General features: G+C 64.7%; 22 protein-coding genes and 1 pseudogene. 15 read left to right on the top strand and 8 right to left on the bottom strand.

What is annotated here, in order from left to right; genetic code table 11:
- Positions 1-543 precede the first annotated feature (543 nt).
- Positions 544-1,104 (bottom strand): recombinase family protein, encoded by a 561-nt coding sequence (locus ASE00_RS21740; protein ID WP_056383868.1) that lies wholly within the window; start codon positions 1,102-1,104, stop codon positions 544-546.
- Between the two features lie 138 nt (positions 1,105-1,242).
- Between ASE00_RS21740 and ASE00_RS21745 the strand changes: the two genes are divergently transcribed.
- On the top strand, positions 1,243-4,200 hold the full coding sequence (locus tag ASE00_RS21745) for a Tn3 family transposase (protein WP_056383870.1): 2,958 nt from the start codon (positions 1,243-1,245) through the stop codon (positions 4,198-4,200).
- A 398-nt stretch (positions 4,201-4,598) separates the two neighbouring features.
- Here ASE00_RS21745 and ASE00_RS21750 read toward each other — a convergent pair whose 3' ends face one another.
- Together ASE00_RS21750 and ASE00_RS24290 are read right to left on the bottom strand one after the other, a co-directional pair.
- Positions 4,599-5,801, bottom strand: coding sequence for a tyrosine-type recombinase/integrase (locus ASE00_RS21750; RefSeq protein ID WP_056383872.1), 1,203 nt, complete (start codon positions 5,799-5,801; stop codon positions 4,599-4,601).
- Positions 5,798-5,920: a hypothetical protein gene (locus tag ASE00_RS24290; protein WP_017503292.1), complete on the bottom strand. Its 123-nt coding sequence runs from the start codon at positions 5,918-5,920 to the stop codon at positions 5,798-5,800. Before ASE00_RS24290 ends, ASE00_RS21750 begins: the two co-directional genes overlap by 4 nt.
- Before the next feature lie 144 nt (positions 5,921-6,064).
- Between ASE00_RS24290 and ASE00_RS21755 the strand changes: the two genes are divergently transcribed.
- The 3 genes from ASE00_RS21755 (at position 6,065) to ASE00_RS21765 (ending at position 8,409) form a co-directional block, all read left to right on the top strand.
- Positions 6,065-7,231, top strand: a complete 1,167-nt coding sequence (locus tag ASE00_RS21755; protein ID WP_013849889.1) for a hypothetical protein — start codon at positions 6,065-6,067, stop codon at positions 7,229-7,231.
- A 96-nt stretch (positions 7,232-7,327) separates the two neighbouring features.
- Positions 7,328-7,726, top strand: coding sequence for an antitoxin Xre-like helix-turn-helix domain-containing protein (locus ASE00_RS21760; protein ID WP_007686501.1), 399 nt, complete (start codon positions 7,328-7,330; stop codon positions 7,724-7,726).
- Positions 7,726-8,409, top strand: coding sequence for an RES family NAD+ phosphorylase (locus ASE00_RS21765; protein WP_013041559.1), 684 nt, complete (start codon positions 7,726-7,728; stop codon positions 8,407-8,409). Before ASE00_RS21760 ends, ASE00_RS21765 begins: the two co-directional genes overlap by 1 nt.
- A 44-nt stretch (positions 8,410-8,453) precedes the next feature.
- On the opposite strand, the gene ASE00_RS21770 is transcribed toward ASE00_RS21765, so the two are convergent.
- The 5 genes from ASE00_RS21770 to ASE00_RS23160 all read right to left on the bottom strand — a co-directional run bounded on the left by ASE00_RS21770 (position 8,454) and on the right by ASE00_RS23160 (position 13,003).
- Positions 8,454-8,804 (bottom strand): hypothetical protein, encoded by a 351-nt coding sequence (locus tag ASE00_RS21770; RefSeq protein ID WP_007688086.1) that lies wholly within the window; start codon positions 8,802-8,804, stop codon positions 8,454-8,456.
- Between the two features lie 64 nt (positions 8,805-8,868).
- Positions 8,869-9,882, bottom strand: coding sequence for a ParB/RepB/Spo0J family partition protein (locus ASE00_RS21775; RefSeq protein WP_013849890.1), 1,014 nt, complete (start codon positions 9,880-9,882; stop codon positions 8,869-8,871).
- A gap of 47 nt (positions 9,883-9,929) precedes the next feature.
- Positions 9,930-11,132, bottom strand: a complete 1,203-nt coding sequence (locus tag ASE00_RS21780; RefSeq protein ID WP_007688084.1) for an AAA family ATPase — start codon at positions 11,130-11,132, stop codon at positions 9,930-9,932.
- Positions 11,133-11,327: 195 nt separating this feature from the next.
- Positions 11,328-12,416: a replication initiation protein gene (locus ASE00_RS21785; protein ID WP_007688083.1), complete on the bottom strand. Its 1,089-nt coding sequence runs from the start codon at positions 12,414-12,416 to the stop codon at positions 11,328-11,330.
- A 386-nt stretch (positions 12,417-12,802) separates the two neighbouring features.
- Positions 12,803-13,003, bottom strand: coding sequence for a hypothetical protein (locus ASE00_RS23160; RefSeq protein WP_013041755.1), 201 nt, complete (start codon positions 13,001-13,003; stop codon positions 12,803-12,805).
- 79 nt (positions 13,004-13,082) lie between these two features.
- Between ASE00_RS23160 and ASE00_RS21790 the strand changes: the two genes are divergently transcribed.
- From ASE00_RS21790 to arsH, 11 genes and pseudogenes are all read left to right on the top strand, one after another.
- The gene (locus tag ASE00_RS21790) at positions 13,083-13,409 is read left to right on the top strand and encodes a single-stranded DNA-binding protein (protein ID WP_007688082.1); all 327 of its coding nucleotides are present in this window, start codon (positions 13,083-13,085) and stop codon (positions 13,407-13,409) included.
- Between the two features lie 61 nt (positions 13,410-13,470).
- A complete protein-coding gene (locus ASE00_RS21795; protein WP_056383874.1) occupies positions 13,471-14,337 on the top strand; it encodes a toprim domain-containing protein in 867 nt (288 codons plus the stop codon).
- 66 nt (positions 14,338-14,403) lie between these two features.
- Entirely contained in the window at positions 14,404-18,603 is a 4,200-nt protein-coding gene (locus ASE00_RS21800) for a strawberry notch-like NTP hydrolase domain-containing protein (RefSeq protein ID WP_013041753.1), read from the top strand.
- 111 nt (positions 18,604-18,714) lie between these two features.
- Positions 18,715-20,727, top strand: coding sequence for a ParB/RepB/Spo0J family partition protein (locus tag ASE00_RS21805; protein ID WP_056383876.1), 2,013 nt, complete (start codon positions 18,715-18,717; stop codon positions 20,725-20,727).
- Positions 20,728-20,819: 92 nt separating this feature from the next.
- Complete coding sequence (locus ASE00_RS21810; protein ID WP_056383878.1) at positions 20,820-21,743, top strand: ArdC family protein; 924 nt, start codon at positions 20,820-20,822, stop codon at positions 21,741-21,743.
- A 52-nt stretch (positions 21,744-21,795) separates the two neighbouring features.
- On the top strand, positions 21,796-22,134 hold the full coding sequence (locus ASE00_RS21815) for an ArsR/SmtB family transcription factor (protein WP_013849891.1): 339 nt from the start codon (positions 21,796-21,798) through the stop codon (positions 22,132-22,134).
- A gap of 12 nt (positions 22,135-22,146) precedes the next feature.
- Positions 22,147-22,684 (top strand): annotated as a pseudogene (locus ASE00_RS21820) (arsenate reductase ArsC).
- Entirely contained in the window at positions 22,681-23,121 is a 441-nt protein-coding gene (gene arsC / locus ASE00_RS21825; protein WP_056383881.1) for an arsenate reductase (glutaredoxin), read from the top strand. The pseudogene ASE00_RS21820 and the gene arsC overlap by 4 nt, the downstream one beginning before the upstream one ends.
- Positions 23,118-24,185: an ACR3 family arsenite efflux transporter gene (gene arsB / locus ASE00_RS21830; protein WP_056383883.1), complete on the top strand. Its 1,068-nt coding sequence runs from the start codon at positions 23,118-23,120 to the stop codon at positions 24,183-24,185. Before arsC ends, arsB begins: the two co-directional genes overlap by 4 nt.
- Positions 24,182-24,613: an arsenic resistance N-acetyltransferase ArsN2 gene (gene arsN2 / locus ASE00_RS21835; protein WP_056383886.1), complete on the top strand. Its 432-nt coding sequence runs from the start codon at positions 24,182-24,184 to the stop codon at positions 24,611-24,613. The genes arsB and arsN2 overlap by 4 nt, the downstream gene beginning before the upstream one ends.
- Complete coding sequence (arsH, locus tag ASE00_RS21840; protein WP_056383962.1) at positions 24,613-25,353, top strand: arsenical resistance protein ArsH; 741 nt, start codon at positions 24,613-24,615, stop codon at positions 25,351-25,353. The genes arsN2 and arsH overlap by 1 nt, the downstream gene beginning before the upstream one ends.
- Positions 25,354-25,656 lie beyond the last annotated feature (303 nt).

Below are 25,656 nucleotides of genomic sequence, written 5' to 3' on the forward strand. Positions count from 1 at the left end.
GGGGTGACTACACGAAAGTGGGGGTGACTACACGAAAGTGAGTTTTACGTACGCGATATACGAACGAATGCAGTACGATGCGGGGGAAGGCTGCTGCAGGCGCCAGCGCTCACCGTAACGCAGAAGGTTTTGCGGGCCAAACGAACGGTAGCGAGCCTAGGATAAAGCCCAAGAACGTTGCCTGAAGCGGCACCGAAAAGCCAAATGCCGGAATGCCTAAGGCTACCAGAGCGTAGGTGTTTGCAGCGACGTCACCGATCATAATAGACGCGGCCAAAACCAATCCTGCCCGTTTGAAACGCGAAAGAAGTAGCACAATAGCAAGCGCGTCCAAGAATATCAGTGATGTCCAGAATAGTTCGAGTTGAAACGGCCCCCAATCATAGGGCCTCCATCCGTATGCTACAAAGTCTCGCGCATGATTGAAAAAACCGAACCCAAAGCAGGCTATGTAGATTCCTATGATAACCCGAATGCGTGCGTCTGCGCGGGATCGCGCTGGTGTAACGTGGTGACGGATCTGATCGATATTTGGTGCCATAGCTATTCCGCCGTTGCGCCTTCCAACGCCTTATAAAGGGCGGTTTTCCCGATTTTTAGGCGGGCGGCGGCCTCCCGCACAGTAAGGCCTGCTGCGATGTGCGCCCGGGCCTTGCGCAGCTTGTCGGGAGTGACGACAGGGCGGCGGCCACCCTTGCTGCCGCGCTCGCGCGCGGCTCGCAGACCCGCCTGGGTGCGCTCACGGATCAGATCGCGCTCGAACTGCGCGAGGGAGCCGAAGATGTTGAACACCAGCATTCCCCCCGGCGTGGTGGTGTCGATGTTCTCGGTGAGCGAACGGAACCCGATGCCACGGGATGCCAGTTCGCCGATCTTGTCGATGAGGTGGCTCATCGAGCGGCCGAGCCGATCGAGCTTCCACACGACCAGCGTGTCGCCGGCGCGCAGATAGGCCAGCGCTTCGGCGAGGCCGGGTCTGTCGGTCCTGGCGCCCGAAGCCTGATCGTCGAAAACACGTTCGCATCCCGCCCGCTTCAGAGCGTCATGCTGGAGCGAGAGCTTCTGGTCGGGGGTGGAGACCCGCGCATAGCCGATCAGCGCCATGTGCTGCCCCGAAGTGTCCGTTTTCCCATCATCATGCGATCTTGTCCGAATCGCCATCGAAGGTCCAGAATTAACGGACACATTCCCGGTGGCCGTCCAACGGACGTCTGACGGACAGCGACATGGAGGGGTTCGACCTTGGCAAGAAGACACCTGCTGACCCGCGAGATGCTGGCTGGTCATTATGATCCTTCGCTCGATGAACGGGAGATCGCCCGCCACTTCACCCTTACCAGGGATGACCTCGATCTGATCGCGTCCCGGCGCGGCGACGCAACCCGCCTCGGCTATGCCATGCTGCTCCTCTATCTCCGCTGGCCGGGGCGCGTGCTGGAAGCCGGCGAAGCACCGCCCATGCCGATCCTGGCGTTCGTTGCCCGCCAGTTGAATGTGTCGCCTATGTCATGGCGCGACTATGCGAGGCGCGACGAAACGCGGCGAACTCACCTCGCCGACCTGTCGCGGCGCTTCGGTCATGTCGTTTTCGGCCGCGCGGATTTCTACGCGCTGGTCGCGTTTGCCATGCCTATCGCGCAGACCGTCACCCAGCCCTCGCGGCTTGCCGGCATCGTCATGGATGAGATGCGGCGCCGGCGATTGCTGCTACCGCCCGTGACAATTGTCGAGGCGATCGTGCGGCGGGCCCGACAGCAAGCCGGCGATCTGGTCCATGACGTGCTCGCCGGAGATCTCGGCGAACCTGAACGCGCACGGCTCGATGCCCTGCTGTCGCGCAGGGATGAGAAAAGCGCGACCTGGCTCTCATGGTTGCGCAACCCGCCCCTGTCGCCCGCGTCGCGCAACGTCCTGCGATTGATCGAACGGCTCGACCACGTTCGTGCCTTGGGCTTCGCGGCGACACGCGCCACGACGATCCCGCAGGCTGCATTCGACCGGATCGCGGACGAGGCGGCGCGCATCACACCCCAGCATCTGGCGGAACTACCGGACAGACGCCGCCATGCGATCCTTGCCGCAGCCGGCATCCGGCTTGAGGAAAGCCTGACAGATGCGGTGCTGACGATGATGGACAAGTTGCTTGGCAGCATGATGCGCCGGGCCGAAAACCGCACAAAGGACAAGGCGATCGGCACGATCCGATCGCTTCAGGCACAGCTTCGCCTGCTTACCGGCTCGTGCCGGACCCTGCTCGACGCGCGGGCGCGGGGCGTCGATTCCCTTGCCGCCATTGGTTCGATCGATTGGGAAAGGCTGGGGACGGCGGTCGTGGACGCCGAGCTGTTGATCGCGCCAGAAACGATCGATCGCACAGCCGAACTGATCGAGCGGCAGCGCTCGCTGCGCTCCGTGATCGGGCCGTTCCTCAACGCCTTCGAGTTTCGCGGCACCGGCGCGGTGCAGGGTTTGCTCGATGCGGTTCGGCTGATCGCTGATATCTATCGCATGGGTCGACGGCGACTGCCCGACAAGCCGCCGCTCCGCTTCGTGCCGCCGTCATGGCGCCCGTTCGTGCTGCGCGATGGCGAGGTCGTCCGCGCTGCCTATGAACTGTGCGTGCTGACACAGTTGCGGGACCGATTGCGCGCCGGCGACATATCGGTGGCGGCAAGCCGTCAGTATCGCGCCTTCGACAGCTATCTGTTGCCGCCTGCTACCTTCGATGCGATGCGCGCGCGGGGACCGCTGCCACTGGCGATCGACACCGATTTCGACAGCTTCATCGCCGGACGCCGCGCCAGCCTCGACGCCGCGATCGAACGCGTGACGGTCCTGGCCCGCCAAGGCGAGTTGCCTCAGGTGCGCCTCGACGGCAACGGCCTCGTCATATCGCCACTCAAGGCCCTCACGCCGCCCGACGCAGAGGATATGCGCCGCGTCGCCTATGAGCGGCTACCACGCGTGAAGATCACCGATCTCCTTCTGGAGGTCGATGGCTGGACCGGCTTTTCCGAGTGCTTCACCCATCGGCGCTCCGCTCGCGTGGCGGATGACCGCAACGCGCTGCTGACCGTAATCCTGGCAGACGGCATCAATCTCGGGCTAACGCGCATGGCCGAGACCTGTCAGGGCGCGACGCTGCGCCAGCTCGCCCATCTGCACGACTGGCATATCAGCGAGGCAGCCTATGGCGAAGCGCTGGGACGGTTGATCGACGTTCACCGCACCGTGCCGCTGTCCGCGCTGTGGGGCGACGGCACCACCTCGTCGAGCGACGGCCAGCTCTTCCATGCGGGCGGACGAGGCGCCGCGATTGGCGACATCAACGCGCGCAACGGCAACGAGCCCGGGGTCAGCTTCTACACCCACGTCTCGGACCAATATGATCCGTTTGCGAGCCGAGTGATCGCGGCGACCGCCGGCGAGGCACCCTATGTCCTCGACGGGCTTCTATACCATGCCACCGGCCTGTCGATCGAAGAGCATTATACCGACACCGGCGGCGCGTCCGATCATGTGTTCGGCCTGATGCCGTTCTTCGGCTATCGCTTTGCGCCGCGCCTGCGCGACCTGAAGGACCGGCGCCTGCATCTGCTACCGGGCCAGGAAGCCGGGCCGCTGCTGGCCGGCATGACCGGCGATCCGGTCGCCATCGGGCATGTCGCCGCCCATTGGAACGAACTGCTACGCCTCACCACCTCGATCCGCAGCGGCACCACCACAGCGTCGGCAATGCTGCGCAGATTGTCCGCCTACCCTCGCCAGAACGGACTGGCGCTCGCCCTGCGCGAGGTTGGGCGGATCGAGCGTTCGATCTTCATGCTCGACTGGCTGCGCGACCTCGACCTGCGCCGACGCACTCAGGCCGGGCTCAACAAGGGCGAGGCTCGCAACGCGCTCGCCCGCGCGCTCTTCTTCAACCAGCTCGGCGAGCTGCGCGACCGGCGGTTCGAGAACCAGACCTATCGCGCCTCCGGTCTCAATCTGCTCGTGGCTGCCATCATCCTATGGAACACCCGCTATCTCGAACGGGCGGTCGGGGCGCTGGCGATCCCGGACGACGTCGCGCGCCACATCGCCCCGCTGGGATGGGAGCATATCTCGCTCACCGGCGACTATCGCTGGAATGTCGAAAGCCGCCCCGATCCGGGCCAGCTCCGCCCGTTGCGCACGCCTTCATCGCTCTTGGCCGCATGATGGCGCATGCCCGCGTTCACGAGAGGTTCTCTCTTAGCGTACGTAAAATGCACTTTCGTGTAGTGACCCCTCACGCCTTCATCGCTCTTGGCCGCATGATGGCGCATGCCCGCGTTCACGAGAGGTTCTCTCTTAGCGTACGTAAAATGCACTTTCGTGTAGTGACCCCCGCTAGTTTAGCCTTGAATCCGAAACACGAAGGCATAGCATCAGCCAGCGACCCGAAGGAGTCTCGGTAAGACGTAGACACCTTTCCTTGCCCGCCCGTCAAAAGACGGGCGGGTTTTCTTTTCCGATTCCGCCGGACATTCGCTGGAACGCTAATCCGCGTGATCTGGCGCACTCGGAATTTTCAAACACCGTCACAAATACCTAATTGTGCGCAGCTCAAGATCTAATCACCCGATTTTCGCGATCAAGCGGCCGGCGGCACCCTGCTCTGCCGCCAGATTGCGATTATAGGCGAGCGGCATCCGGGGACTCTTCCAGCGTAGCGCATCCATGATCCCCGCCAGATCCTCGCCGCTCGCAAACAGATCCTGGTTCAAGCCCACCCGCGTCGAATGCGCGCTCACGCCCTTGAGCAACTGCGCCAGATCATCGGCGGTGAGGTCGCTCAGCGCGCCCTTGTCGAAGGCGCGCCGGATCATTGCCCGCCAGATCGGCCCGATTGAACCCGGGTGCAACGCCCCCTCTCCCACATCATATTCGGTGCGCGCCGGCACCGCCGACTTCGGCAACGTCTTGCGCAGATCCCAGCTTTCGCGGCCAGAAATCGTCTCGATCCGCCGCCCCTTGACCGCGGCCCGCGCCTTGTAGCGGCGCACCTGCACCCGGCGAAACAGCGGTCCCTCCTCGATGTCGGCAGCCGCAGTCCAGGCGGCGATCGCCCGCACCGAGCGCGGGCTGAGGAACGCGGTCGCGCCCTTTCCCTCCTGATCGCCCTTGCTGCGCGAAATCGTCAGCAGCCGCGCCTCGGGATCGATGGCGTCCACAATGTGCTCGACCTCGACCGCGACCAGCTCGGAGGCGCGCAAGCCCGTGTCGTAGGCGACCGACAGCAAAGCCCGATCCCTGAGCCCCGGCAAATCATCCGCGCAGGCCTCAAGCAGCCCCCGCACATTAAGCCCCCGGGGTGCGTCCCGCTCGACATTGCGCACCGGCCCCTTGAACCGCAGCGGCCGCGCCTGGGCTTGCGTGCTGCCCTTCTCCCGGCGGATCGCGCGGAGCCGCAGCTTGACCAGCTCGGCCTGGGTGGGATCCTTGATGTCGAGCAGCTGGTGGATCTTGGCGATCGACGCCTTGTAGCGACCGAGCGAGGCGGGTTTCGCCCCCTGCCCTGCCCGGGCATCGAGATAGTCGGCGACCGTCTCGGGAGTCGCCGGCAAGGTCACGCGCCCGTTTCGGCGGCACCAATGGTCGAACGCCTCGATGTCGCTGGCAAGCGCGCGCAGGGAATGCGGCGAGGATGCCGCCTGATAGGCGGCGATCAGCTCGGCGTTGATCGTGATTGGCGATCGGCAGTTCAGCTTGGTCACCTCCCAGGCGAGGTCGACGGCCTGTCGGCCTCGCCGGCTGCTGATGGGCGCTGGGAGGCTCATCTGGACAGCGCGACAATCTGGTCGAAGCTGTGCGGTTCGACGCCATAGATAGCCTCACGCGTCACGCGCCCATCAAAATCGCTCTGCCATGACCAGAATATCGTCTTTTCAGTGTCCAAATGCCCTGCCCTCCGCCGGGATGCACATACCCACCTTATAGAAAGGCGTCAAATCCGCTTATATGATAACTACAATTATCACATGTTCGTTCACCAACCACCTGAGTAGTTGTGCAGTGTTTTGGCATTCACTACACATCCGGCATGGAGCGCTTCCATCCCCTCGCCGCCGACACCGACGTCCCACCCGAGGAGCTCGCCCTCGCGCAAGGCGAATGCGCGCTGGCGCTCGGCCGGCTCGACGGGCTCCTCGCCAGCCTCACCGATATCGAAAAACGGCTGTTCTGCGTAGGGCTGCTGCGGGAGGTGTTGCTTTCATCCCTGGCGCAAGCGGGATTTGCGGACGCCGAACACCGGTTCAACGCCTGGTTCGCCGGGCTCGACCGCGGCCCCCAAGAGACACCCCTCACCGGCTGCTCCGCCTATGCCGTGGTCCGCGCCCTGCTCGGCGAACTCAGCCGTCATCCGTGGGAACCGCTCGCCGATGCCGCGCAGACCATCGCTCTGGCCGCTCGCTTCGGGGCCGACCGCCCGATGCAAGCCGAAGACGCGCTGGCGGAGGAAGCGATCGGCAGGGCGATCACGCTAATGAAACAGGCCGGCGCGGATGACGAGACCCCCCTGCCCTTCGCGGGTCTGGCCCGCCTGCACGCGCTGCTGCGCGCCGATCCGCGGTTCGCGCCGCTGGAGCGCGCGGTGCAAATCCGTTCGTTTGGGAACCGCGCGGTGGCGATCGAGCAGGCCGCCACGCGCACCCCGCTCTGGGCGGTCGATGCCGCGCTGGGGCGGCTGCTGACCGCGTCCGGCGCGTGGGCCCGCGCCCTCCCCTGCCCCGGCGCGGTGACGGCGCAAACGCTGCAGCCGCAGCTCTGGCCGGGCGAACGCGCCATGCTGGCGGCCCGCAGCCTCCAGCGCAGCGTGACCCGGCTTGCCGAGCTGGTCGCGCAAGCGCGGCGGCGCGCGGCGCTGATGCGCGAGCAGTTGGGGCACCTGCGCTCGAGCGCGCGGGCACCGCAGGTGTGGATCCTGCTCGCTGGTTTTGCGCCACTCGGGCTCGATCAGATCACCTGGGCGTTCGGGATCAGTCGGCGCGGCACCTATGCGATCGGCGACGCCCTTGTGGCGGCGCGCATGGCACGGCGGGAGACGGTCAAGGGGAAGGCCCTGCTGGTCGTCGAAGAACCGGGAAGGGATGGGCAGCCGGCGTCTTTGGACCAGGCTACCGCCCTCCCCCATGCGGCTCTTGCCGAGTTCGACGCGGCGATGGGTGAGATCGACCGGCTGCTCGCCGGCAGTTCTGGCCATCCCTGACGCGGCATCGCGCGCATTCGGCGTGTATGAAAACTGATCTCTTCTTGACGTTATGTACAGATATCATACATAGACAGAGAAAGAAGGAGATGGCCAATGGCCACAACTGCCCATTCCGGCGTCCCCGCCAAAGCGCCCAGCCGCAAGGATCTGAGCGGTCCGGCGCTGCGCACCTTTTTCCGCATTGCCGACGCCTGGGACCTCAAGGAAGCCGAGCAGATGAAGCTTCTCGGGCTCGACAGCCGCTCGACCTTCCAGACCTGGAAGCGCGGCGCGGTCGCGGCGATTCCCAAGGATGCGCTGGAGCGCATCTCCTATGTCATGGGGATCTACAAGGGGCTGAAGATGCTCCTGCCCCGTACCGCCAACGAATGGGTACGCAAACCCAATGAGGCGCCGCTGTTCGCCGGACGCCCGGCGATCGAGCGGATGGCCTCGGGCAATGTCGCCGATCTCTACGTGGTGCGTCAATATATCGACGCGCAGCGCGGCTGATGGATGCCATTGCGACGACGCAAGTGCGGTGGCAACCGTGCTACCGGATCGTCGCAAGCCGGTTCCCGCCCATATCGCTGTTTGAGGATGTCGCGGATCCGGCCGACCTGGAAGCGGTCTATGCGATCGAGGCGATGACCAACGACCGGCTTCGCGACGAGGTCGGGGACCTCGCCCTCGTCCCACCGGAGGACCGCGTATCGGGACCCGGAACATCGGCGATCATGGCAGCGTTCACCCACCTAAATCCCGATGGCAGCCGGTTCTGTGACGGCAGTTTCGGGCTGTTCTACGCTGCCAGCACCATCGAGACTGCGGTTGCCGAGACGCGCCATCACCGAACCCGCTTCATGGCGTACACCCACGAACCGGCGCAGGAACTCGACATGCGCGTCTACGCGGTCGACCTGGACGCCATGCTCCACGATATTCGCGGCCTGCGCGATGAACGCCCTGCTCTCTACGCCCCGGACAGCTATGCCGCCGGCCAGGCGCTTGGCCGGCACCTGCGTGAGCAAGGTTCGGATGGCATCGTGTACCAAAGCGTGCGCGACGCCGACGGCGAGTGCGCCGCGGTGTTCCGCCCTCGCCTACTCGCCAACAGCCGACAGGAGCGGCACCTGTGCTACGTTTGGGATGGCCGGGCGATTGTCACCGTCTACGAGAAGAAGACATTCGCCTAAAGGTCCTGCGGACAAGCTAACCTTTCGGCCTTGAGTGACGCCTGTCAGGAATAGACCCCGGCAGCCATACGATCGAGATCTTCCATGACGATATCGATATCGCCATTCGCAACCAATTCCGCGGCCGTTTTCCCAACTCCAGAAATGGGTTGATGCTTGAACCAGATAACCGCCTTGCCTTCTTCGCCTGCAAGTTCTGCCGCTCGCGTTATAACTCGGGCTATTTCCTCCAGTTTAATCTGCACGGTCGGGGCGGAGGGATACAGAGTCATGGCCTTAGGATCCAGGCGAGCAACGCGAGCCAAATGCGCCATGGAGAAGCGCAGGCGCTCCGCCAGACGACGGGGCGAGATGATCTCATTCTCGCGAATGTCATCCTGGAAGGCTGCAGTCATAGGGCAGTCCATATTCAACATGTGAAGACAAAACTCTCACGTCTCAGAACCGCTGAAGATTGTCCTAGCTCCAATGCTGATCGAGCAGCGCTTTCAACGCGGCCTCCGCTTCAGCCCGCGTACCACCGGCATGCGGGAGCAAGGTAAGTTTGAGACCCTTACGATCCACCGCCTCCACTTTCAGCAATGGTTTCCCCCCTTCGGACACGATCGTTTCCGGCTTTCCTGACTTCTTGGGGGATCCTGACCTCTTGGGGGGATCGGCGGCCAGAGCGAGCGCGCGTATGATATCGGGGACCGGCATCGGTGCTGCGCGATCGGACTGCACCTGAGCGAGACGTCCCGCCTCGGCGAACACACGCTGCCGCCGATCCTCCGGTTTCAAGAGAGGCTTGATCGCGGTGACATGCTTGATCCTGAGATCCTGCGGAAGGGCGAAGGCCGCCATCAGTTCCGCCGGCAGCCGGGCAAGGTCGAGATAGCGGCTGAGCCAGCTTTCCGTGACATTGATCCGCTCGGCCATCACCTTCTGGCGCCCCTCATAATAGGCGTCGAGCGCGCGCAGATAGTCGCGCGCGCGCTCCAGATCGGTGAGATCGTCGCGCGCCCGATTCTCGAGGTCAGCGAGACGGAAGGCCTCCTCGTCGGTAAGGCTACGGATATCGACGAGAAAGCGGAAATCCGGATAGTTGTGGGCGCGCAGCCAACTGATCGTCCAATGCCGGCGCGCGCCGCAAATCACCTCGAAATCGAAGGCAGGATCGTCCTTCACGCGGCGAACGATGGCGGGCATTTCTTGCTTGCCCTGCGCCTTGATGCTCTCGATGAGGTCGGCGCACCGCTCCTCATTGAGGAGCGCATATTCGCGGTTATGCCCCGCCCACATTCGGCAGCGCGCGGGATCGACAAGCTCATGGGTGCGCGAGACGACGCTGCCCGTCGCCAATTCGGCAAGCCGGCTTTCCCGGCCCGCCAGCACGCTCGCACCGATGCCAGGGCGCCGCGCCGCTGGGGCTTGCGCCCCCGGGTCGATTCCGGCGACCAGATCAGCCGCGAAGTTGGCGTTCTTCTTGCTCATCATCCACCCCTTCTACCCGGAATTGCACCGGTGCAATTTTGCTCGCATCAGGCGAGTCCCTCCTTGCGAAGCCGCGTCAAATGGCTCGGCCACATCGACCGAATGTCGACCTCGATTTCACTGTTCACGCCATCAAGATAGGCAAGGCAGCGGTTGCGCACCGTCGAACTGGTGACCGGGCCGTCCAGCTCGTAGACGGTCATCAGCCGCGCCGTTGCATTGTCGATTTCGGCCGAATCCTTGAGCGGCGTACGGACGATCGCGTGACCGAAAAGGGTCCGCATCAGGTTCAGCAGTTCCTTCTGCATCGACTTGTTCTCATCGACCTTGGACGCCACAAAGCGCAGGAACTGCAGCGACGGCGCCAAGCCGCGATCGGCCAGCGTCTCTATGGTCTCATCGAGCATGGCGAGGAAGGCCGCCGTCGACGAGAAGTCCATCACCGTCGGCGGAACCGGCACCACCAGCGCATTGGCCGCGCGCAGCACCGAAAGCGAGATCGCGCCGAGCGCCGGAGGCGGATCGAGAACCACCACATCGAACCGATCGGCAATGCTCGCGATGCCTTGCGCCATGCGGTCGATCAGGTTCCCCTGCCCCCGCGCCATGCGCGCTGCGATTTCATATTCCGACTGGAACAGCCGCAGATTGGCCGGAACAAGCTCGAGGCCGTCGAAGTGGGTCTTGCGCAGGGCATAGTCGAGCGACTCCATGTCGTCGTGCCGCAGGAATGGATAGAGCGTGTCCTCCTCGGTCAGGTCGAGGTCGGGCACATAGCCGAATAGCGTGGTTGCCGACGCTTGGCTGTCGCAATCGATGAGAGCCACCCGGTAGCCCTTGATCGCGAGATATTGGGCCAGGTGCACCGAAAGAGTCGATTTCCCCACCCCGCCCTTGAAGTTCTGCACCGCGATAACGCAGCAGGGATCGGTTGCGGCCCGCCAGGGCCGGGTGCCGAACAGTCCGCGCATGTCGTTGAGCTGCGCCAGGGTATAGCCGACACGCCGATTATTCTCGGTTCGCGGAGGCGGCGGCAAGCGGCCGTCCTTCTCGGCCTCGCGAATGGCCGCCGCGGTTCGGCCGACCAGTTCCGCGGCCTTGCCAATCGGGAACGTCGGCTCGCGCCGCTCGTCCGCCCGGGCACTCCGCGCGGAGTCGCGGAGCCGCTCGAGGACAGAGCTGGTCCGTTGTGCGAGCGTCGAGACGGACAGCAGGTCCTGCGTGCCCTCAATGTCGAGTGATGCAGCCAAGAGAGGCCCCCTTGCGAAACTAGAGGGGGCATAGCTCAATTTGCACTTTTAGGTCAATCGAAGGCTGATTTTCGCAAGTCGGCCCAGCCCGAAGGGCGAAACTTGCCCAATCTGCGCCGCAGACCTTTTGCGCCCCCTCGCAACCTGACCCCTTGGGGGCAGTTCACCCCGAAATTGCACCGGTGCAATTTCGGCTCAGGGGCGCCCGCGTCGTGCCAGGAAACTCTCGCAGAAGCCGGTCCAGGATGCGATCAGCTTGGCGCCCTTGAGCTTCGCCAGCCTTTCGCCCATCTGCGCGCGATAGGCATCGGCAATGAGATCGATGTCCCAACCGCCGCCAGCCGAACGGCCGATGGCCGCGAGCGTGTCCGAGCCAAAGCGGATCGTGCCGTTCGGGAAGGTGACCTCCCCTGCCCCAGCCTTATCCTTTGACACCAAGGCCGCCACCGCCGCCTGTGTGACAGCCTCGACGGCAACGGTCTCCACCTCGTCCTCGCGCCGCGCCTTTCTGCCCGCAGAGTGCCGACCGATCTCATCCACGGTCGCGATTTGGGCCGGAGCATCCTTGGGCTCAAAGCGGAATTCGATTTCGGTGACAGTTCTGCCCTGGCGGATCTCCCGCCACTCCACGCGAAAATGGGCGAGCTGGTCGATTTCGGCCTTCGCCTTTTCGAGAACTTTGCGGCGCAGCTGCGCGAAATCCTTGTAGACGTCCGGCGCGATGCCGAGCAGCGCACGCAGCGCCGTCATGTCGCCCTTCCAGAGCGACTGGCGCCTATGCAGCCTCAGCGCCCCGATCTCGTACAGCTTGAGCGCATAGGTTGATCGGAAGCCGAGCACCGCCTGGCGGTTCAGGACCGCATAGGTCTCCGATTCCTGGATCAGCTTTCGGGCTTCGGGCGTGAACTCCCACTCGATCCACCCAGCGTCCGCGCCCTCTTCGTCTTCCGCTTCTTCGCGCGACGACGAGATAAGCGAAAAGCGCAGCGTCGCCTTCTTGCCGCGCCAGGACTTGTCGTCGACCGCGAAAAGCGTGCGGTGCAATTCCTCAAGCATATCCGAGATGCGCTCATTGCCCTTGTGGCCGCGGCGAATGTCCGCCTTTCGCATCTTGTGCGGGCGGTCCTCCCAGGCATCACCGCCCGCGGTCAAAATCATCAGCGCAAGCAAACGCGAAGCAGTCAGGCTAAGCGACTGGCCTTTGACGAACTTGACCTCGACGATGCTGCCGGGCTTGGCGAACTCGTCACCGCCCTTTGCCTGCAGGGCGGCAGCCACCCGCATCGCCCGTCCCGGAGAAGCGTCATCGCCGGTGGGGGAGGGCGTTACAGCGTGATCTAGGGCTTGCTCGTCATCCATGCCATGAAGTCTGCGCCGATTCGTCCAGCGTGGGAGAAAATCTGCCTGACCTGTCCTTACGCGTCAAGTCAGGGCAGGATAGACACCGGATTCGGCCCCCAAGAGGTCAGGATGGAACTTCGCTCCGAAGCAGCAAACCATGAGGAAGTGCGGCGAGTCGCGTTTCCAAGCGCCCGGACCCGCGCAAACGGCAGCGCGGACGCCGAAGAAAGTCCCTGACGAACGCTATGGCGAGCGAATCACTCCAGCAGGAAGCTGTCCCCCATACGGTCAGGAAGGCCCCAGCAGGTCAGGTTGCATCCCCCGATCGGTCAGGGAAGCGCCCCCGGAAGGGCAGGCAAAATCCCCCGTCCGGTCAGGATAAGCTTGCTCAAACCCGCAGAAATGCTGTGCTTTCGGCCTCCTGAATCTGAATCCTTTTGAATCGGAAAAGCTTCCGCTGCGAGCAGCGGCGTTTTGATTCTTTTTATTTTGAGAAAGAGATCGGCGTCGCGCCTGATGCAATCGTTCAATCCCCCCGCCTGGAGGGATACGCGAAGTTAGCCGCCTACGATAGGCTGCCGGCCAAATGACCTTGCGCATGGAGGGTGCATGATCAACTTCGCCAAGTTCGAGATCATCGGCCGGATCGGGGAAATCGACGCGCGGCCGAAAGTCACCCTGCTGTCGGTCTGCGCGAATTATCGCCGCAAGGGTGACGATAACGAATGGCAGGAAGACAGCCACTGGAACCGCGTGAGCGTCTTCAGCGAAGGCCAGCGAAAACATATCGCCGACCGGGCTCAAGTCGGGGATCTCGTGCGCATAGCCGGACGGCTCAAGGACAACTCCTATGAACGCGACGGCGCGACGCACTACACGACCGATCGCATCGTCGAGGAATTCGGGATCCTGGCACCCAAAGGCATGCCGGGGTGAAATACCGGGGAGGGGAGGGCGCAATCAGCAGCGGCGCTCCACCACTTCCGAGGATTAGTCGATGCCCATAGCTGCTCCCCATCGCGCCAAAGCCATTGTCGAAGCCCTGGGTGGGATCTGGCGCGGTACGCGCGGCGAATGCCGTTGCCCGGCACATGACGACCATGGTCCCAGCCTGTCGGTACGCCTGGGCGAGCGGGCGATCCTGTTCCACTGCTTTGCCGGCTGCGACACGCGCGATGTTCTGGCTGCTTTGCGCCGGCGCAAACTTCACGATGCGGAGCCGCTCACAATGCCGCGCCCGAAGGCGGCCGCGGACCATCGCGCTCTTGCACTTCGCCTATGGAAGGCGAGCCAGCCCATCGCCGGATCTCCAGCGGCCGATTATCTGGCGGCGCGCGGTCTGCCGCCTCCCTATCCGCGTTGCCTGCGCTACAACCCGCGCACCATCGTCGGGGCCGGTGAGCGCCGCCGGTTCTTTCCGGCGATGATCGCCGCGGTCGAGAATGATCTGGGGGTTGTCGCCGTCCAGCGGACCTGCCTCGATCTCGCCGACATCCTGCACAAACCCATGCCAAAGCCGAAGATTGCCCTTGGCCTTCTCGGCGACGCGGCCATTCGTCTGGCGCCGGCCGGCGAGGAGCTTGGCCTTGCCGAAGGCATCGAGGACGCCCTTTCAGCAATGGCCTGGTTCGGAACGCCCACCTGGGCGCTGGGCGGGGTCGAACGCCTTGGGCTTGTCGCCATCCCCGAACGGGTCAAGCGTATCATCGTCTATGGCGATCGCGGTGCCGCCGCTGCCGCCATGCTCAAAAAAGCCCGCCCCCATCTCACAGCCAATGGACGCGAACTGGTGCTCCGGCTGCCGGAACGGCACGCGGACTGGAATGATGCTTGGCGTGTCCGCCGGGCCGCCGAGGCGGCCTGAAAGGGGAGGGAGCCTTCCGGCTGATGACCTGGCGCTGATGCCAGGTGTCAGACCTGGAGATGCCCCATGGCCACACACCCCCTCGCGCTCACGCTGCCGCTCGATGATCCCGCCCGTACCGCTGCTCAAGGCATAGCCGACCGGCTGTCCGAAGGATGTCCGGTTGCACGTAACGACCTCCTTGCCGAAATGACCTCCGCTTTCGGTGGCTCGAGCGCCGATGGCCTGTGGTCATTGCGCGACGCCTACGATGTGCTCGAACTCGCGCAGGTCCTCCATCTGAAGAACGCGACGCTCCCGGCAGATGCGAATGCGCGGCTCGCCCAGCTGATCGCTATGACGGCGGCGCTTCCCACGCAAAGCGTGCGTAGCGAAACGCAGATCGCGTTCCAGCAATTCTCGACACCGGCGCCGATCGGCTTCCTTGCCGCCAAGGCAGCCGCGATCACGGCACACGATATCGTGCTCGAGCCCTCGGCCGGGACCGGCCTCCTGGCCGTACACGCCCATCTCGCCGGCGCGCGCCTCCTTCTCAATGATATCGATGCCTGGCGCACGCGTTTGCTGCGTCACGCCTTTCCCGAAGGCAGGCTGAGCACGCATGATGGCGAACTGATCGACGATATGCTCGATCCGCAACTGGTGCCGAGCGTCGTGCTCCTCAATCCGCCCTTCTCGCGAAGCCAGGGGCGCGCGCGCGATCGCCATGCCGCGCTTCGCCATTTGCGCTCCGCGCTGTTGCGGCTTGCTCCAGGCGGGCGCTGCGCCGTTATTCTCCCCGACCGCATCGAGACGGAGGACGCGGATTGGCTGCACGCCACTGCGGGCGCGCATGCCCGGCTGCATCTCGACCTGCCGCCCGATGCCTATGCCAAGCACGGCACCGGCCAGGCAGTCCAGCTCATACTCCTCGAAAAGGACGGGGCAGGGGGCTCGGTCCCGCGCCAGACCTGCACGACGCTCGGCGCTGCGCTTGCGGCCATCGATGCGATGGCGACCCCATGCGCGCCGCAGCCGCAGCCGATCTCCCGCCCCAGCGGATTGTTCCGGGGCCTCACGCGGCGGACCCGCCCCGTCTGCTCGCGTGCGGCGGTGACCCTGCCCACGACCCGCGCGGTCGCCTATCACCGTCTCGACGCGCCCGCACCCGCGGGCGAACCGCAAGGGATTTACCTGCCCTATCGGCCGAGCCGTCTGCTGATTGCCGATGCTCGTGAGCACCCAAGCGCGCTGGTCGAATCGCAGGCAATGGGATCGATTGCCGCACCCCCGGTCGCTTATGAACCCGTGCTGCCGGCCAGGATCCTGGACGACGGCCTGCTCTCGGACGCGCAGCTCGAAACGCTGATCTACGCTGGCGCGGCGTTCGAGCGCGATCTTCCCGGGCGGTTCATATCCAGCGAGGAGGGTCTTTCGCTGTCGCCGGCAGAGGCCGGTAACGCCTATCGGACCGGCTTTTTCCTTGGCGATGGCACGGGCGCCGGCAAGGGGCGGCAGGTGGCAGGCGTCATCCTCGACCAGTGGTTGCGTGGCAACCGCCGCCACCTCTGGATATCCAAGAGCGAGACGCTGGTCGAAGACGCTCGCCGGGACTGGTCGGCGCTTGGCGGCTTGCCGCTCGACATCCAGCATCTCAACCAGTGGAAGCTCGGCACCCCGATCGCGCTGGGCGATGGGATCCTCTTCCTGACCTATGCCACCCTGCGCTCCAACCGCGGCGACAGGGGCACGCGGCTGCGCCAGCTGATCGAATGGATGGGTGAGGATTTCAGCGGCGTCATCGTTTTCGACGAGGCGCATGAAATGGCCGGGGTGGCCGGCGGCGAGGGCCGGTTCGGCGCCACGAAAGGGTCCGAGCAGGGCATTGCCGGCGTCCGCCTGCAAAATCTCGCTCCGCGCGCCCGGATTCTCTACGCCTCGGCGACGGGCGCCTCGGATGTCAACAATCTTGCCTATGCGACACGCCTCGGATTGTGGGGACCGCAGACGGCCTTCGCCGACCGGCGGGCCTTCGTGGAATCCCTGCGCCGAGGCGGCATCGCGGCGATGGAGTTGATCGCCCGCGACCTCAAAGCGCAGGGCCTCTATGCCGCGCGGGCGCTCAGCTTCGCCGGCGTCGAATATGACATCCTCGAGCATCGGCTCAGCGAAGAACAGATCGCCGTCTACAATGCCTATGCCGATGCCTGGGCGATCATTCACAACAATCTGCAGGCCGCGCTCGCCGCCACGCGCGTCACCGACGGCTTCAGCGGTGCCACCTATAATAGCGGCGCGAAGGCCGCGGCATTGTCGATCTTCGAATCGACCAAGCAACGCTTCTTCGGCCAGATCCTGCTGTCGATGAAGCTGCCCTCGCTGATCCCGGCGATCGCCGCCGATCTCGCGCGCGGCGACTGCGCCGTCGTCCAGCTCGTGTCGACCTCGGAAGCGATGCTCGATCGTGCCCTTGCCGACCTGTCCCCCGAGGAGCGCGCCTGGCTCGATATCGAGCTGTCCCCGCGCGAATTCCTGGTCGATTATCTGACCGCGGCCTTTCCCGTGCGCCAGATGCGCACCTATACCGACGATAGCGGCACGGTGCGCTCGGAACCGATGATCGACGAGGCCGGGCAGCCCGTGCTGTGCCGGGAAGCGATGGCCATGCGCGACCAGCTCCTCGAGCAACTCTGTGCGCTGCCGGTCGTCGGCTCGGCGCTCGATCACATAATCGGGCATTTCGGGACGGAGGCTGTGGCCGAGGTGACGGGCCGCAGCCGGCGGATCGTCGTCGATGCCGACGGCCGTCAGCGGATCGAACGGCGCAGCGCGCGCACGAACCTCGCGGAGACCGACATCTTCATGCGCGGCGAAAAGCGCATCCTGATCTTCTCCGACGCCGGCGGCACGGGGCGGAGTTACCACGCCAGCCTCGACGCGCCCAATCAGAGCCGCCGCATTCACTATCTCCTCGAGCCCGGTTGGCGCGCGGACGCGGCGATCCAGGGGCTGGGCCGCACGCACCGCACCCACCAAGCCTGCCCGCCCTTGTTTCGGCCCGTTTCCACCGATTGCCGTGGCGAACGGCGGTTCATCTCGACCATCGCCCGGCGCCTCGACAGCCTGGGCGCGCTGACCCGTGGCCAACGCCAGACCGGCGGGCAGGGACTTTTCGACCCCCGCGACAATCTGGAGTCCGACTTCGCGCGGGAATCGCTCGACCAGTGGTTTCGCCTGCTGTTCCAGGCAAAACTCCAATCGGTCCACTTCGATCAGTTCCAGGCGCTCACCGGTTTGAACCTGGCCGGGGAGGGTGGGGGGCTCACCGAGACCTTGCCCACGATCCAGCGGTGGTTGAACCGCATCCTGGCGCTGCGCATCGACCTGCAGAACGCGATCTTCGACGAATATCTCGGCTTGATCGAAGCACGGGTGGAAAAGGCACGCGAGGCCGGCACCCTCGATCTTGGCGTCGAAACGATCGCGGCCGACCGTATTTCGATCCTCGACCGGACGGTGATCCGGCGCGATCCCGTGAGCGGCGCCGAAACCGAGATCCTGCGTATCGAAACCGAGGAGCGATATCGGCCGCTGACCCTGGAGCGAGCGCATTGGCTTCTGGCCGACCCGGAAGCGCGCGGGTTGATCAACCCGCGTTCCGGCAAGGCCGCCATTTGCCGGCCGACCTTCTCGCTGACGGACGAAGAGGGGCGGACCGTGCGCCGCTATGAGCTGGTGCGGCCGACGCGCACCGAACGGCACCGGCAGGACCTCTTCGCCGAAACCCATTGGACCGACGTGGACCGGGCGAGCTTCGACGAAGCCTGGCAGGCCGAATGCGACGCAATGGCGGCGCAGACGCGCACGCAGATCATCTATCTGGTCACTGGCCTGCTGCTTCCGGTGTGGGGCAAGCTGCCCGACGATCATGTCCAGGTCTGGCGGCTGACGAGCGATGACGGCCAGTCGCTTCTCGGGCGTCTTATTCCGGCGCCGCTGGTTGAGCGGATTGCCAGCGCATTCGGCATCGCGGCCCATGTCGAGATCGACCTCGGCGCGCGGGTCGAGCACGTCCGCACCTCGGGCGAGATCATGCCGATCGGAGCGCTGCGGCTGAAGCGCGCCTTGGTCGCCGGCGATCAACGCCTCGAATTGCTGGACTGGAAGCCCGAGGCGCTGCCGCATCTCAAGGCGGCGGGCTGCTTCACCGAGATCATCCAGCACCGCACGCGGCTGTTCGTTCCCCCGAGCCGCGCCCTCGAGATCCTCGCCAGGATCACGGACTGACCCGCGGCCGCGCCAAGCGACCGAAGAGAGGGGAGGGGGCCTTCGGCCGGGTGGGCCTGAGTGGCTCAAGCCGGCCGACGAGGTCGGCGCAACCCTCGAAGGAGACAACCGATGATCCAGTCCGTGAAGGTCAAGAACCTCTCGCTCTCGAAGGACAATGTCCGCAAATCCAATCGCGATGCCGACCTCGACAGCCTCGCCGACAATATCGCCGCGCATGGCCTGTTGCAGAATCTCGTGGTCACGCCGCTCAAGAAGGCAGGACATTTCACCGTCAAGGCGGGTGGCCGCCGCTTGCGGGCGCTCCAGCGGCTGATCGATTCAGGTCGGCTTGCCGGGGACCATGAGGTTCAGGTGCTGGTGCTCGAGGATGATGCCGGATCGGCCGAAGCGAGCCTTGCCGAGAATTTCCACCGCGTCGCGATGAACCCGGCGGATGAGTGCTCGGCTTTCAAGCACTTCCTCGACAAGGGCGCGAGTGCCGAGGATGTGGCGAAACGTTTCGGCGTCACGACCCGCTTCGTTGAGCAGCGGGTACGGCTTGCCGAACTGGCTCCTCTCGTATTCGCGGCGCTGGCGGCGGGCGAGATCACGCTGGGGGTCGCCCAGGCTTATGCCGTCACGCCCGACGTCGATCGCCAGGCGCGCGTGTTCGAGAGCATGAGCCGGTCCTATTATGGCGACAATCCCGACAATATCCGCCGTGCGCTCCTCAACGGAACGGTCAAGGCGACCGACGCCAAGGCACGGTTCGTCGGCCGCGAGGCCTATGTCGGCGCGGGCGGCCGGATCGAGCGCGACCTGTTCGGTGAAGATGTGGATGAGAGCTGGATCGACGTGGAGCTCATCGAGCAGCTGGCCGCCCAGAAGCTTGAAGCGGCCGCGGAAGCGCTCGCTGCCGAACAGAAGCTGGCGTTCGTGACGCCGGTTCTCGCGACGCATGTGCCCTATGATACGGAGTGCCAGCTCCACGAATATCATCCGCCGCTGCGCGAATTGAGCGGGGACGAGCAGGAGCGCGTCGATAGTCTCTCGGATGAGGGCGACGCGCTCATCCGCGAACTTGAGACCGAACTCGAGGACGGCACGCCCGAGGCCGAGGCGGCTTCGGCGCGTCTCGCCGACATCGAGCGGGAACTCGATACGATCGAGGCGTCGCGCACGATGGTCGATGATGCGATCAAGGACCAGCTGGGCACCTTCATCTATCTGGCGCCCGATGGCAGTCCGCGGGTGCACAGCCGCATGTTCAGCGAGCGCGCCATCCGGCAGGCGGGCGAGGATGCAGAACCCGAAGCACCGTCCGGCAAGGTCGCGGCCTCCCGGCTCAGCGCGACGCTGGTTGACGAACTCGCGACCCAGCGCCGGCAGATCCTGGCGGCCCATGTCGCCTCGGATGCCGGGTTCGCGCTCGATCTCACGATATTCCTGATGGCGCACCGGACGGTGTTCGCCAGCAGCTATGTCCGGGACCACTCGACGCTGCAGGCGGCCGCCGCGAGCTTCCCGATCGTCAGCTTCCGCGATGAAGGCAGCGCGGCGAGCAATGTCCTGACCGAACAGCGCCAGGCGCTCGATGTGAGCTGGGCAGGCGGGAACACGCTGTCGTCCCGCTTCGATGCCTTCCGGCAACTGGATGAACAGGCGCGCGCCGATTGGCTCGCCCATGTCCTGGCGCAGACGCTCGAGCCGACACTCAACGTCGACGATGGCGGGCGCCGCAACGGCTTCCACGATCATCTCGGACGGCTGCTCGACATTGATGTCGCGCAATGGTGGCGGCCCGATGCCCAGAACTTTTTCGGGCGGGTGAAGAAGGACGTCATGCTCGAAGCGCTCGACGAGATCGGCGGGCCGGTGCTGCGCGGCCGATACAAGGACGCCAAGAAGGGTGACCTTGCCAATGCCTGCGCTGCGCTCTGTTCGGGGCAGGGCATCGTTGAGGCCGAAGTCCGGGAAAAGGCGCTCTCCTGGCTGCCGGACGAGATGCGGTTCGGCGCGATCGAAAAGCCCGAAAGCTTCCGGAGCTATTCCGCTTTCCTCAGCGATGAAGACGACAGCGACGGCGGATCAGGGGAGATCGCCCCCGATGGCGATGCTGGCGACCTCGAACAGGCCGCCTGAGGCCAACGCCTAACGGCGGGCGGCGCTTTCGTGTCGCCCGCCGCCCTTCATCGGCGGCGCTGAGACAGCCGCTCTTTCGCGGAGTATCCACCATGACCCAATCATCGGGCCGGCCCTCGCCGGCCGAGACCATCACGCGCGCCATCATCGACCGGCTCGAGGCCGGTGTGCGTCCCTGGGTAAGGCCCTGGCGATCATGCGCCGCGCAAGGGCGCCCTCTGCGGGCCAATGGCGAGCCCTATCGTGGCATGAACACCTTTTGGCTATGGCTGGCTGCCGAGCAGTGTGGCTATCGGTCGCGCTACTGGATGACCTATCGGCAAGCACAAAGCCTCGGCGGCCACGTCCGCGCCGGTGAGCAGTCGCAATTTGCGATCTTCTACAAGGCCTATTCGAAGAAGGTCGATTCCTACGAACGTCCGGGTGAGCTCGTCGATGAGCAGCGCCGGGTCATGCGGTCCTATGCGGTCTTCAATGCCGACCAGATCGACGCACTCCCGGGCGATTTCTATCCCGAAGCCCTCTCCCTCGTCCCGCCGGGCGACCGGCTCGGTCCGCGGGCGGAGCGCTTCGTCGACCGGCTGCCCGCGCGGCTGCGATGTGGCGGCGATCGTGCTTATTACGATCTGCGCCAGGACGTCATCACCATGCCGCCGATCGAGCAATTCGACACGCGCGCCGCCTGGGCAGCCACCATCGCGCATGAGGCCGGCCACTGGACAGGCCATCCAGCCCGGCTTGCCCGATCGTTCGGGAAGCGCTTCGGCGATCAGGCATATGCGTTCGAGGAGTTGGTCGCCGAACTGACAGCAGCGCTGGTTGGCGCCGATGTGGGTCTCCCAACCACCCATCTCGACGATCACGCGGCTTATATCGGCTCCTGGCTCGCCATTTTGCGCAAGGATAATCGCGCATTGCTGACGGCGGCTGCGCGAGCGGAGGAAGCCGCCGGGTTTCTGCTGCGGGCAACCGATCTCGCTTGCGAGGATGATCTGGACGAGCAGGCGGCTGCTTGATCTCGCCATGTCGCCGATTGCACCATATCCATATATCCGCTATCGTGGATATATGGATAACGAATCTGTCATCGTCGCGTTGGGCGCGCTTGCCCAAGCCACGCGCCTCGACGCCTTCCGCCTTCTGGTGCGTCACGAACCCGAAGGCCTTCCTGCCGGCGAGGTCGCCAAGGCGCTGGATGTCCCGCAGAACACGATGTCGGTGCATTTGGCGACCCTGGCGCGTGCCGGCCTGGTCACATCCGAGCGGCGCAGCCGGATCATCAACTACCGCGCCGATCTCGATGCGCTCCGCTCCGTGATGCTGTTCCTCGTCAAGGACTGCTGTGGTGGCCGGGCCGAGCTCTGCCATCCACTTGCGGATGAACTGCTTGCCTGTCGTGCTGCCTGAAAGGACATCAACATGACTGATCGCCTGTTGAACGTGCTGTTTCTTTGCACGGGCAATTCCGCCCGTTCCATCATGGCCGAGGCGATCCTCAGCCGTGAAGGGCTAGGCCGTTTCAAATCGTTCAGCGCCGGAAGCCAGCCCAAGGGCGAGGTCCATCCGTTCACCATTCATCTCTTGGAGAAGCTGAACTACGACGCAAGCCGGTTCCGCTCGAAGAGTTGGGAAGAGTTTTCCGGCCCCGATGCGCCGTCCTTGGATTTCGTGTTTACGGTCTGCGACAATGCCGCCAACGAGCTTTGCCCGGTTTGGCCGGGGCAGCCGCTGACCGCCAATTGGGGGGGTGCCCGATCCGGCCGCTATCGAGGACAGCGAAACGGTGCAGCACGCGGCCTTCTTCGATACATACAGGATGCTGTTCAATCGCATCTCGCTGTTCACCAACCTGCCGTTCGAAGGCCTCGACAAGATGAGTCTACAGAACCGGCTGAACCGGATCGGCAAGGAACAGGGCCGCGCCGACCTCCCAAGCGAAAAGGTGCCTGGTGCATGAGCAATGCCGCAATCGATATCGTCATCTATCACAATCCCGAGTGTGGGACGTCGCGCAACACGCTGGCGATGATCCGCAACGCCGGGATCGAGCCGCATGTGATCGAATATCTCAAGACGCCGCCCAACCGCCCGCGCCTGGTTTCGCTCATCGCCCGCATGGGCATCAGCGCACGCCAGTTGCTCCGCGAGAAGGGCACGCCCTTCGCCGAGCTGGGTCTTGCCGATCCGACGTTCAGCGATGACCAGCTCATTGATGCGATGATCGAGCATCCGATCCTCATCAACCGGCCAATCGTTGTGTCGCCGCTCGGCGTGAAACTCTGCCGTCCATCGGAAGAGGTGCTCGATCTTCTCCCGTCCGCCCAGCGCGGGGCTTTCACCAAGGAAGATGGCGAGCAGGTCATCGACGCCGCCGGCAAGAGGATCGGGGCGTGAACGCGACCGTTGCGGCACAACCCAAGCCGGCGATCAACAGCTTCGAACGCTATTTGAGCGTCTGGGTGGCGCTCTGCATCGCTGTCGGCATCGCGCTCGGCTATTCGCTGCCGAATCTGTTCGCAGCCATCGCATCGGCCGAGATCGCGCGCGTGAACCTGGTCGTGGCTGTGCTGATCTGGCTGATGATCGTCCCCATGCTGCTCAAGATCGACCTCGGCGCGTTGGGGTCGGTTCGCCAACACTGGAAGGGCGTCGGCGTCACCCTCTTCATCAACTGGGCGGTGAAGCCCTTTTCAATGGCGCTGCTCGGCACGCTGTTCCTGGGATGGCTCTTCCGGCCGCTGCTGCCGCAGGGCGAGATCAACGCCTATATCGCCGGGCTCATCCTGCTCGCCGCCGCCCCCTGCACGGCGATGGTGTTCGTCTGGTCGAACCTATGCGACGGCGAGCCGACCTATACGCTGAGCCAGGTGGCGCTCAACGACGTGATCATGGTCTTCGCCTTCGCACCGCTGGTCGGACTGCTGCTGGGCGTCGCCTCGATCACAGTGCCCTGGGACACGCTGCTCATCTCGGTCCTGCTCTATATCGTCGTGCCCGTCATCGTCGCGCAGATCATTCGTCGGGCGTTGCTATCGTCAGGCGGGCAGCCGGCGCTGGATCGGCTGCTGGCAACGCTTGGGCCGGTGTCGCTGGTTGCGCTGCTGACGACGCTCGTCCTCTTGTTCGGCTTCCAGGGCCCGGCGATCCTGGCTCATCCGCTGGTCATCGCACTGATTGCCATTCCCATCCTCATCCAGGTCTACTTCAATGCGGGCCTGGCCTATTGGCTCAGTCGGCGCTTCGGCGTGGCCTGGTGCGTCGCCGCTCCGGCCGCGCTGATCGGCGCGTCCAATTTCTTCGAGCTCGCGGTTGCAGCCGCGATCAGCCTGTTCGGCCTCAATTCCGGGGCCGCGCTCGCGACCGTGGTGGGCGTGCTGGTCGAGGTGCCGGTAATGCTGTCTGTCGTCAGCATCGTGAAGAAGACGCGGCCCTGGTACGAGCAACGCGTTCCTGCATGATCGCTACACTGCTGGATCCCAGGTCGCTTTCCGACCTGATGGCGGAGCTGAGCGCGGCGGGTCTGCCTGCCAGTGATCTCGCCGAGGCGGGACGCCGCTTCTTTCGGTTCGAGGATGATGCGGGCATTGTCGGCTATGGCGGGATCGAAGGCGACGGCTCCGACCGCCTGCTGCGCTCGCTGGTCGTGAAGGCCGATCGGCGCGGATGCGGATTGGGCGGTGCCATTCTCACGGCAGTCGAACGCGCTGCAGCTGATGAGGGCGCGACTAGCCTGTACCTGCTCACCACGACCGCCGAGCCTTTCTTTCGCCGTCACGGCTATGAAACAGCCGAACGGACCGACGTTCCTGCCGTCATCGCGCAATCGGCCGAGTTCCGATCGCTATGCCCGGCGAGCGCCGCCCTTTTGTACAAATGGATTGCCTGATGTCGCGTCTTCGTATCCTTCCCGAACCCGATCACATGCCCGCGCTGGACCGTGCAATGATCCGGCCCGATCTCGCCGCCGGGCTCGGCGCGCTTGAGCCGAAACCTCGCATCCTCCTCCTCTACGGCTCGCTGCGCGAGCGGTCGTTCAGTCGCTTCGCGGTCGAGGAAGCGGCCCGGCTGCTCATCCTCTTCGGCGCCGAAGTGCGGATCTTCGATCCGGCCGATCTCCCGCTCCCCGACCAGATCAAGGACGATGATCACCCGGCGGTGCATGAGCTTCGCGAGCATGCGCTCTGGTCCGAAGGCATGGTCTGGTGCAGCCCCGAACGGCACGGCCAGATCACCGGCATCATGAAAGCGCAGATCGACCATTTGCCGCTCGAATTCGGCGGCATGCGTCCGACCCAGGGCCGGACCCTGGCCGTCATGCAGGTTTCGGGCGGATCGCAGTCGTTCAACGCAGTCAACACGTTGCGGCTGCTCGGGCGGTGGATGCGCATGTTCACCATCCCCAACCAGTCGAGCATTGCTATGGCGTTCAAGGAGTTCGACGAGGACGGCCGTCTCAGTGCCTCAAGCTATTATGACCGGATCGTCGACGTCATGGAGGAGCTGGTGCGCTTCACGGTGCTGACACGTCGCCATGCCGATCAACTCGTGGACCGCTATTCGGAACGCAAGGCGGCAGCCGCCAAGCGCGACGCGGCACAAGATCTGGCCTCACGGTCGACGGCCTGACGGCCCGGCGCTTGCGATGCGACGCGCTTTCATGCCGTCCTGTGCGCATCGGGAGATCGGGTTGCGGGTGCCCTTCTTAAGGTCCTCTGCGCCATGAATGCCTGACGCGACAGGGCCTTCGCGCCTTTCGCCAGAGGATGCGGCACATGGGCCATCGCGCTGGCGGCGGCAACCCGAACGCTCCGGCCGTGTTGGCGCGCCGAGGCGCGCCGGCCCGCACCACCCGGACCTTATCGGGTTCCCCTTGGGCGTTGCCCGGCGGTGCCGCCGCCGCTTTTTCGATGGCCCGGAGGGTGCGCATCC

This window comes from Sphingomonas sp. Root710 (assembly GCF_001429065.1).
In the GTDB taxonomy this organism is placed as follows: domain Bacteria; phylum Pseudomonadota; class Alphaproteobacteria; order Sphingomonadales; family Sphingomonadaceae; genus Rhizorhabdus.

Coding starts and splice junctions, on each gene's coding strand:
- arsH (WP_056383962.1), top strand. CDS start 24,613: ATGTCGCGTCTTCGTATCCTTCCCGAACCCGATCACATGCCCGCGCTG.
- ASE00_RS21810 (WP_056383878.1), top strand. CDS start 20,820: ATGACCCAATCATCGGGCCGGCCCTCGCCGGCCGAGACCATCACGCGC.
- arsN2 (WP_056383886.1), top strand. CDS start 24,182: ATGATCGCTACACTGCTGGATCCCAGGTCGCTTTCCGACCTGATGGCG.
- ASE00_RS21815 (WP_013849891.1), top strand. CDS start 21,796: ATGGATAACGAATCTGTCATCGTCGCGTTGGGCGCGCTTGCCCAAGCC.
- ASE00_RS21785 (WP_007688083.1), bottom strand. CDS start 12,416: ATGCGGGTGGCTGCCGCCCTGCAGGCAAAGGGCGGTGACGAGTTCGCC.
- ASE00_RS21755 (WP_013849889.1), top strand. CDS start 6,065: ATGGAGCGCTTCCATCCCCTCGCCGCCGACACCGACGTCCCACCCGAG.
- ASE00_RS21740 (WP_056383868.1), bottom strand. CDS start 1,104: ATGGCGCTGATCGGCTATGCGCGGGTCTCCACCCCCGACCAGAAGCTC.
- ASE00_RS21770 (WP_007688086.1), bottom strand. CDS start 8,804: ATGACTGCAGCCTTCCAGGATGACATTCGCGAGAATGAGATCATCTCG.
- ASE00_RS21760 (WP_007686501.1), top strand. CDS start 7,328: ATGGCCACAACTGCCCATTCCGGCGTCCCCGCCAAAGCGCCCAGCCGC.
- ASE00_RS21800 (WP_013041753.1), top strand. CDS start 14,404: ATGGCCACACACCCCCTCGCGCTCACGCTGCCGCTCGATGATCCCGCC.
- ASE00_RS21795 (WP_056383874.1), top strand. CDS start 13,471: ATGCCCATAGCTGCTCCCCATCGCGCCAAAGCCATTGTCGAAGCCCTG.
- ASE00_RS21750 (WP_056383872.1), bottom strand. CDS start 5,801: ATGAGCCTCCCAGCGCCCATCAGCAGCCGGCGAGGCCGACAGGCCGTC.
- arsC (WP_056383881.1), top strand. CDS start 22,681: ATGAGCAATGCCGCAATCGATATCGTCATCTATCACAATCCCGAGTGT.
- ASE00_RS21805 (WP_056383876.1), top strand. CDS start 18,715: ATGATCCAGTCCGTGAAGGTCAAGAACCTCTCGCTCTCGAAGGACAAT.
- ASE00_RS21775 (WP_013849890.1), bottom strand. CDS start 9,882: ATGAGCAAGAAGAACGCCAACTTCGCGGCTGATCTGGTCGCCGGAATC.
- ASE00_RS21765 (WP_013041559.1), top strand. CDS start 7,726: ATGGATGCCATTGCGACGACGCAAGTGCGGTGGCAACCGTGCTACCGG.
- ASE00_RS21790 (WP_007688082.1), top strand. CDS start 13,083: ATGATCAACTTCGCCAAGTTCGAGATCATCGGCCGGATCGGGGAAATC.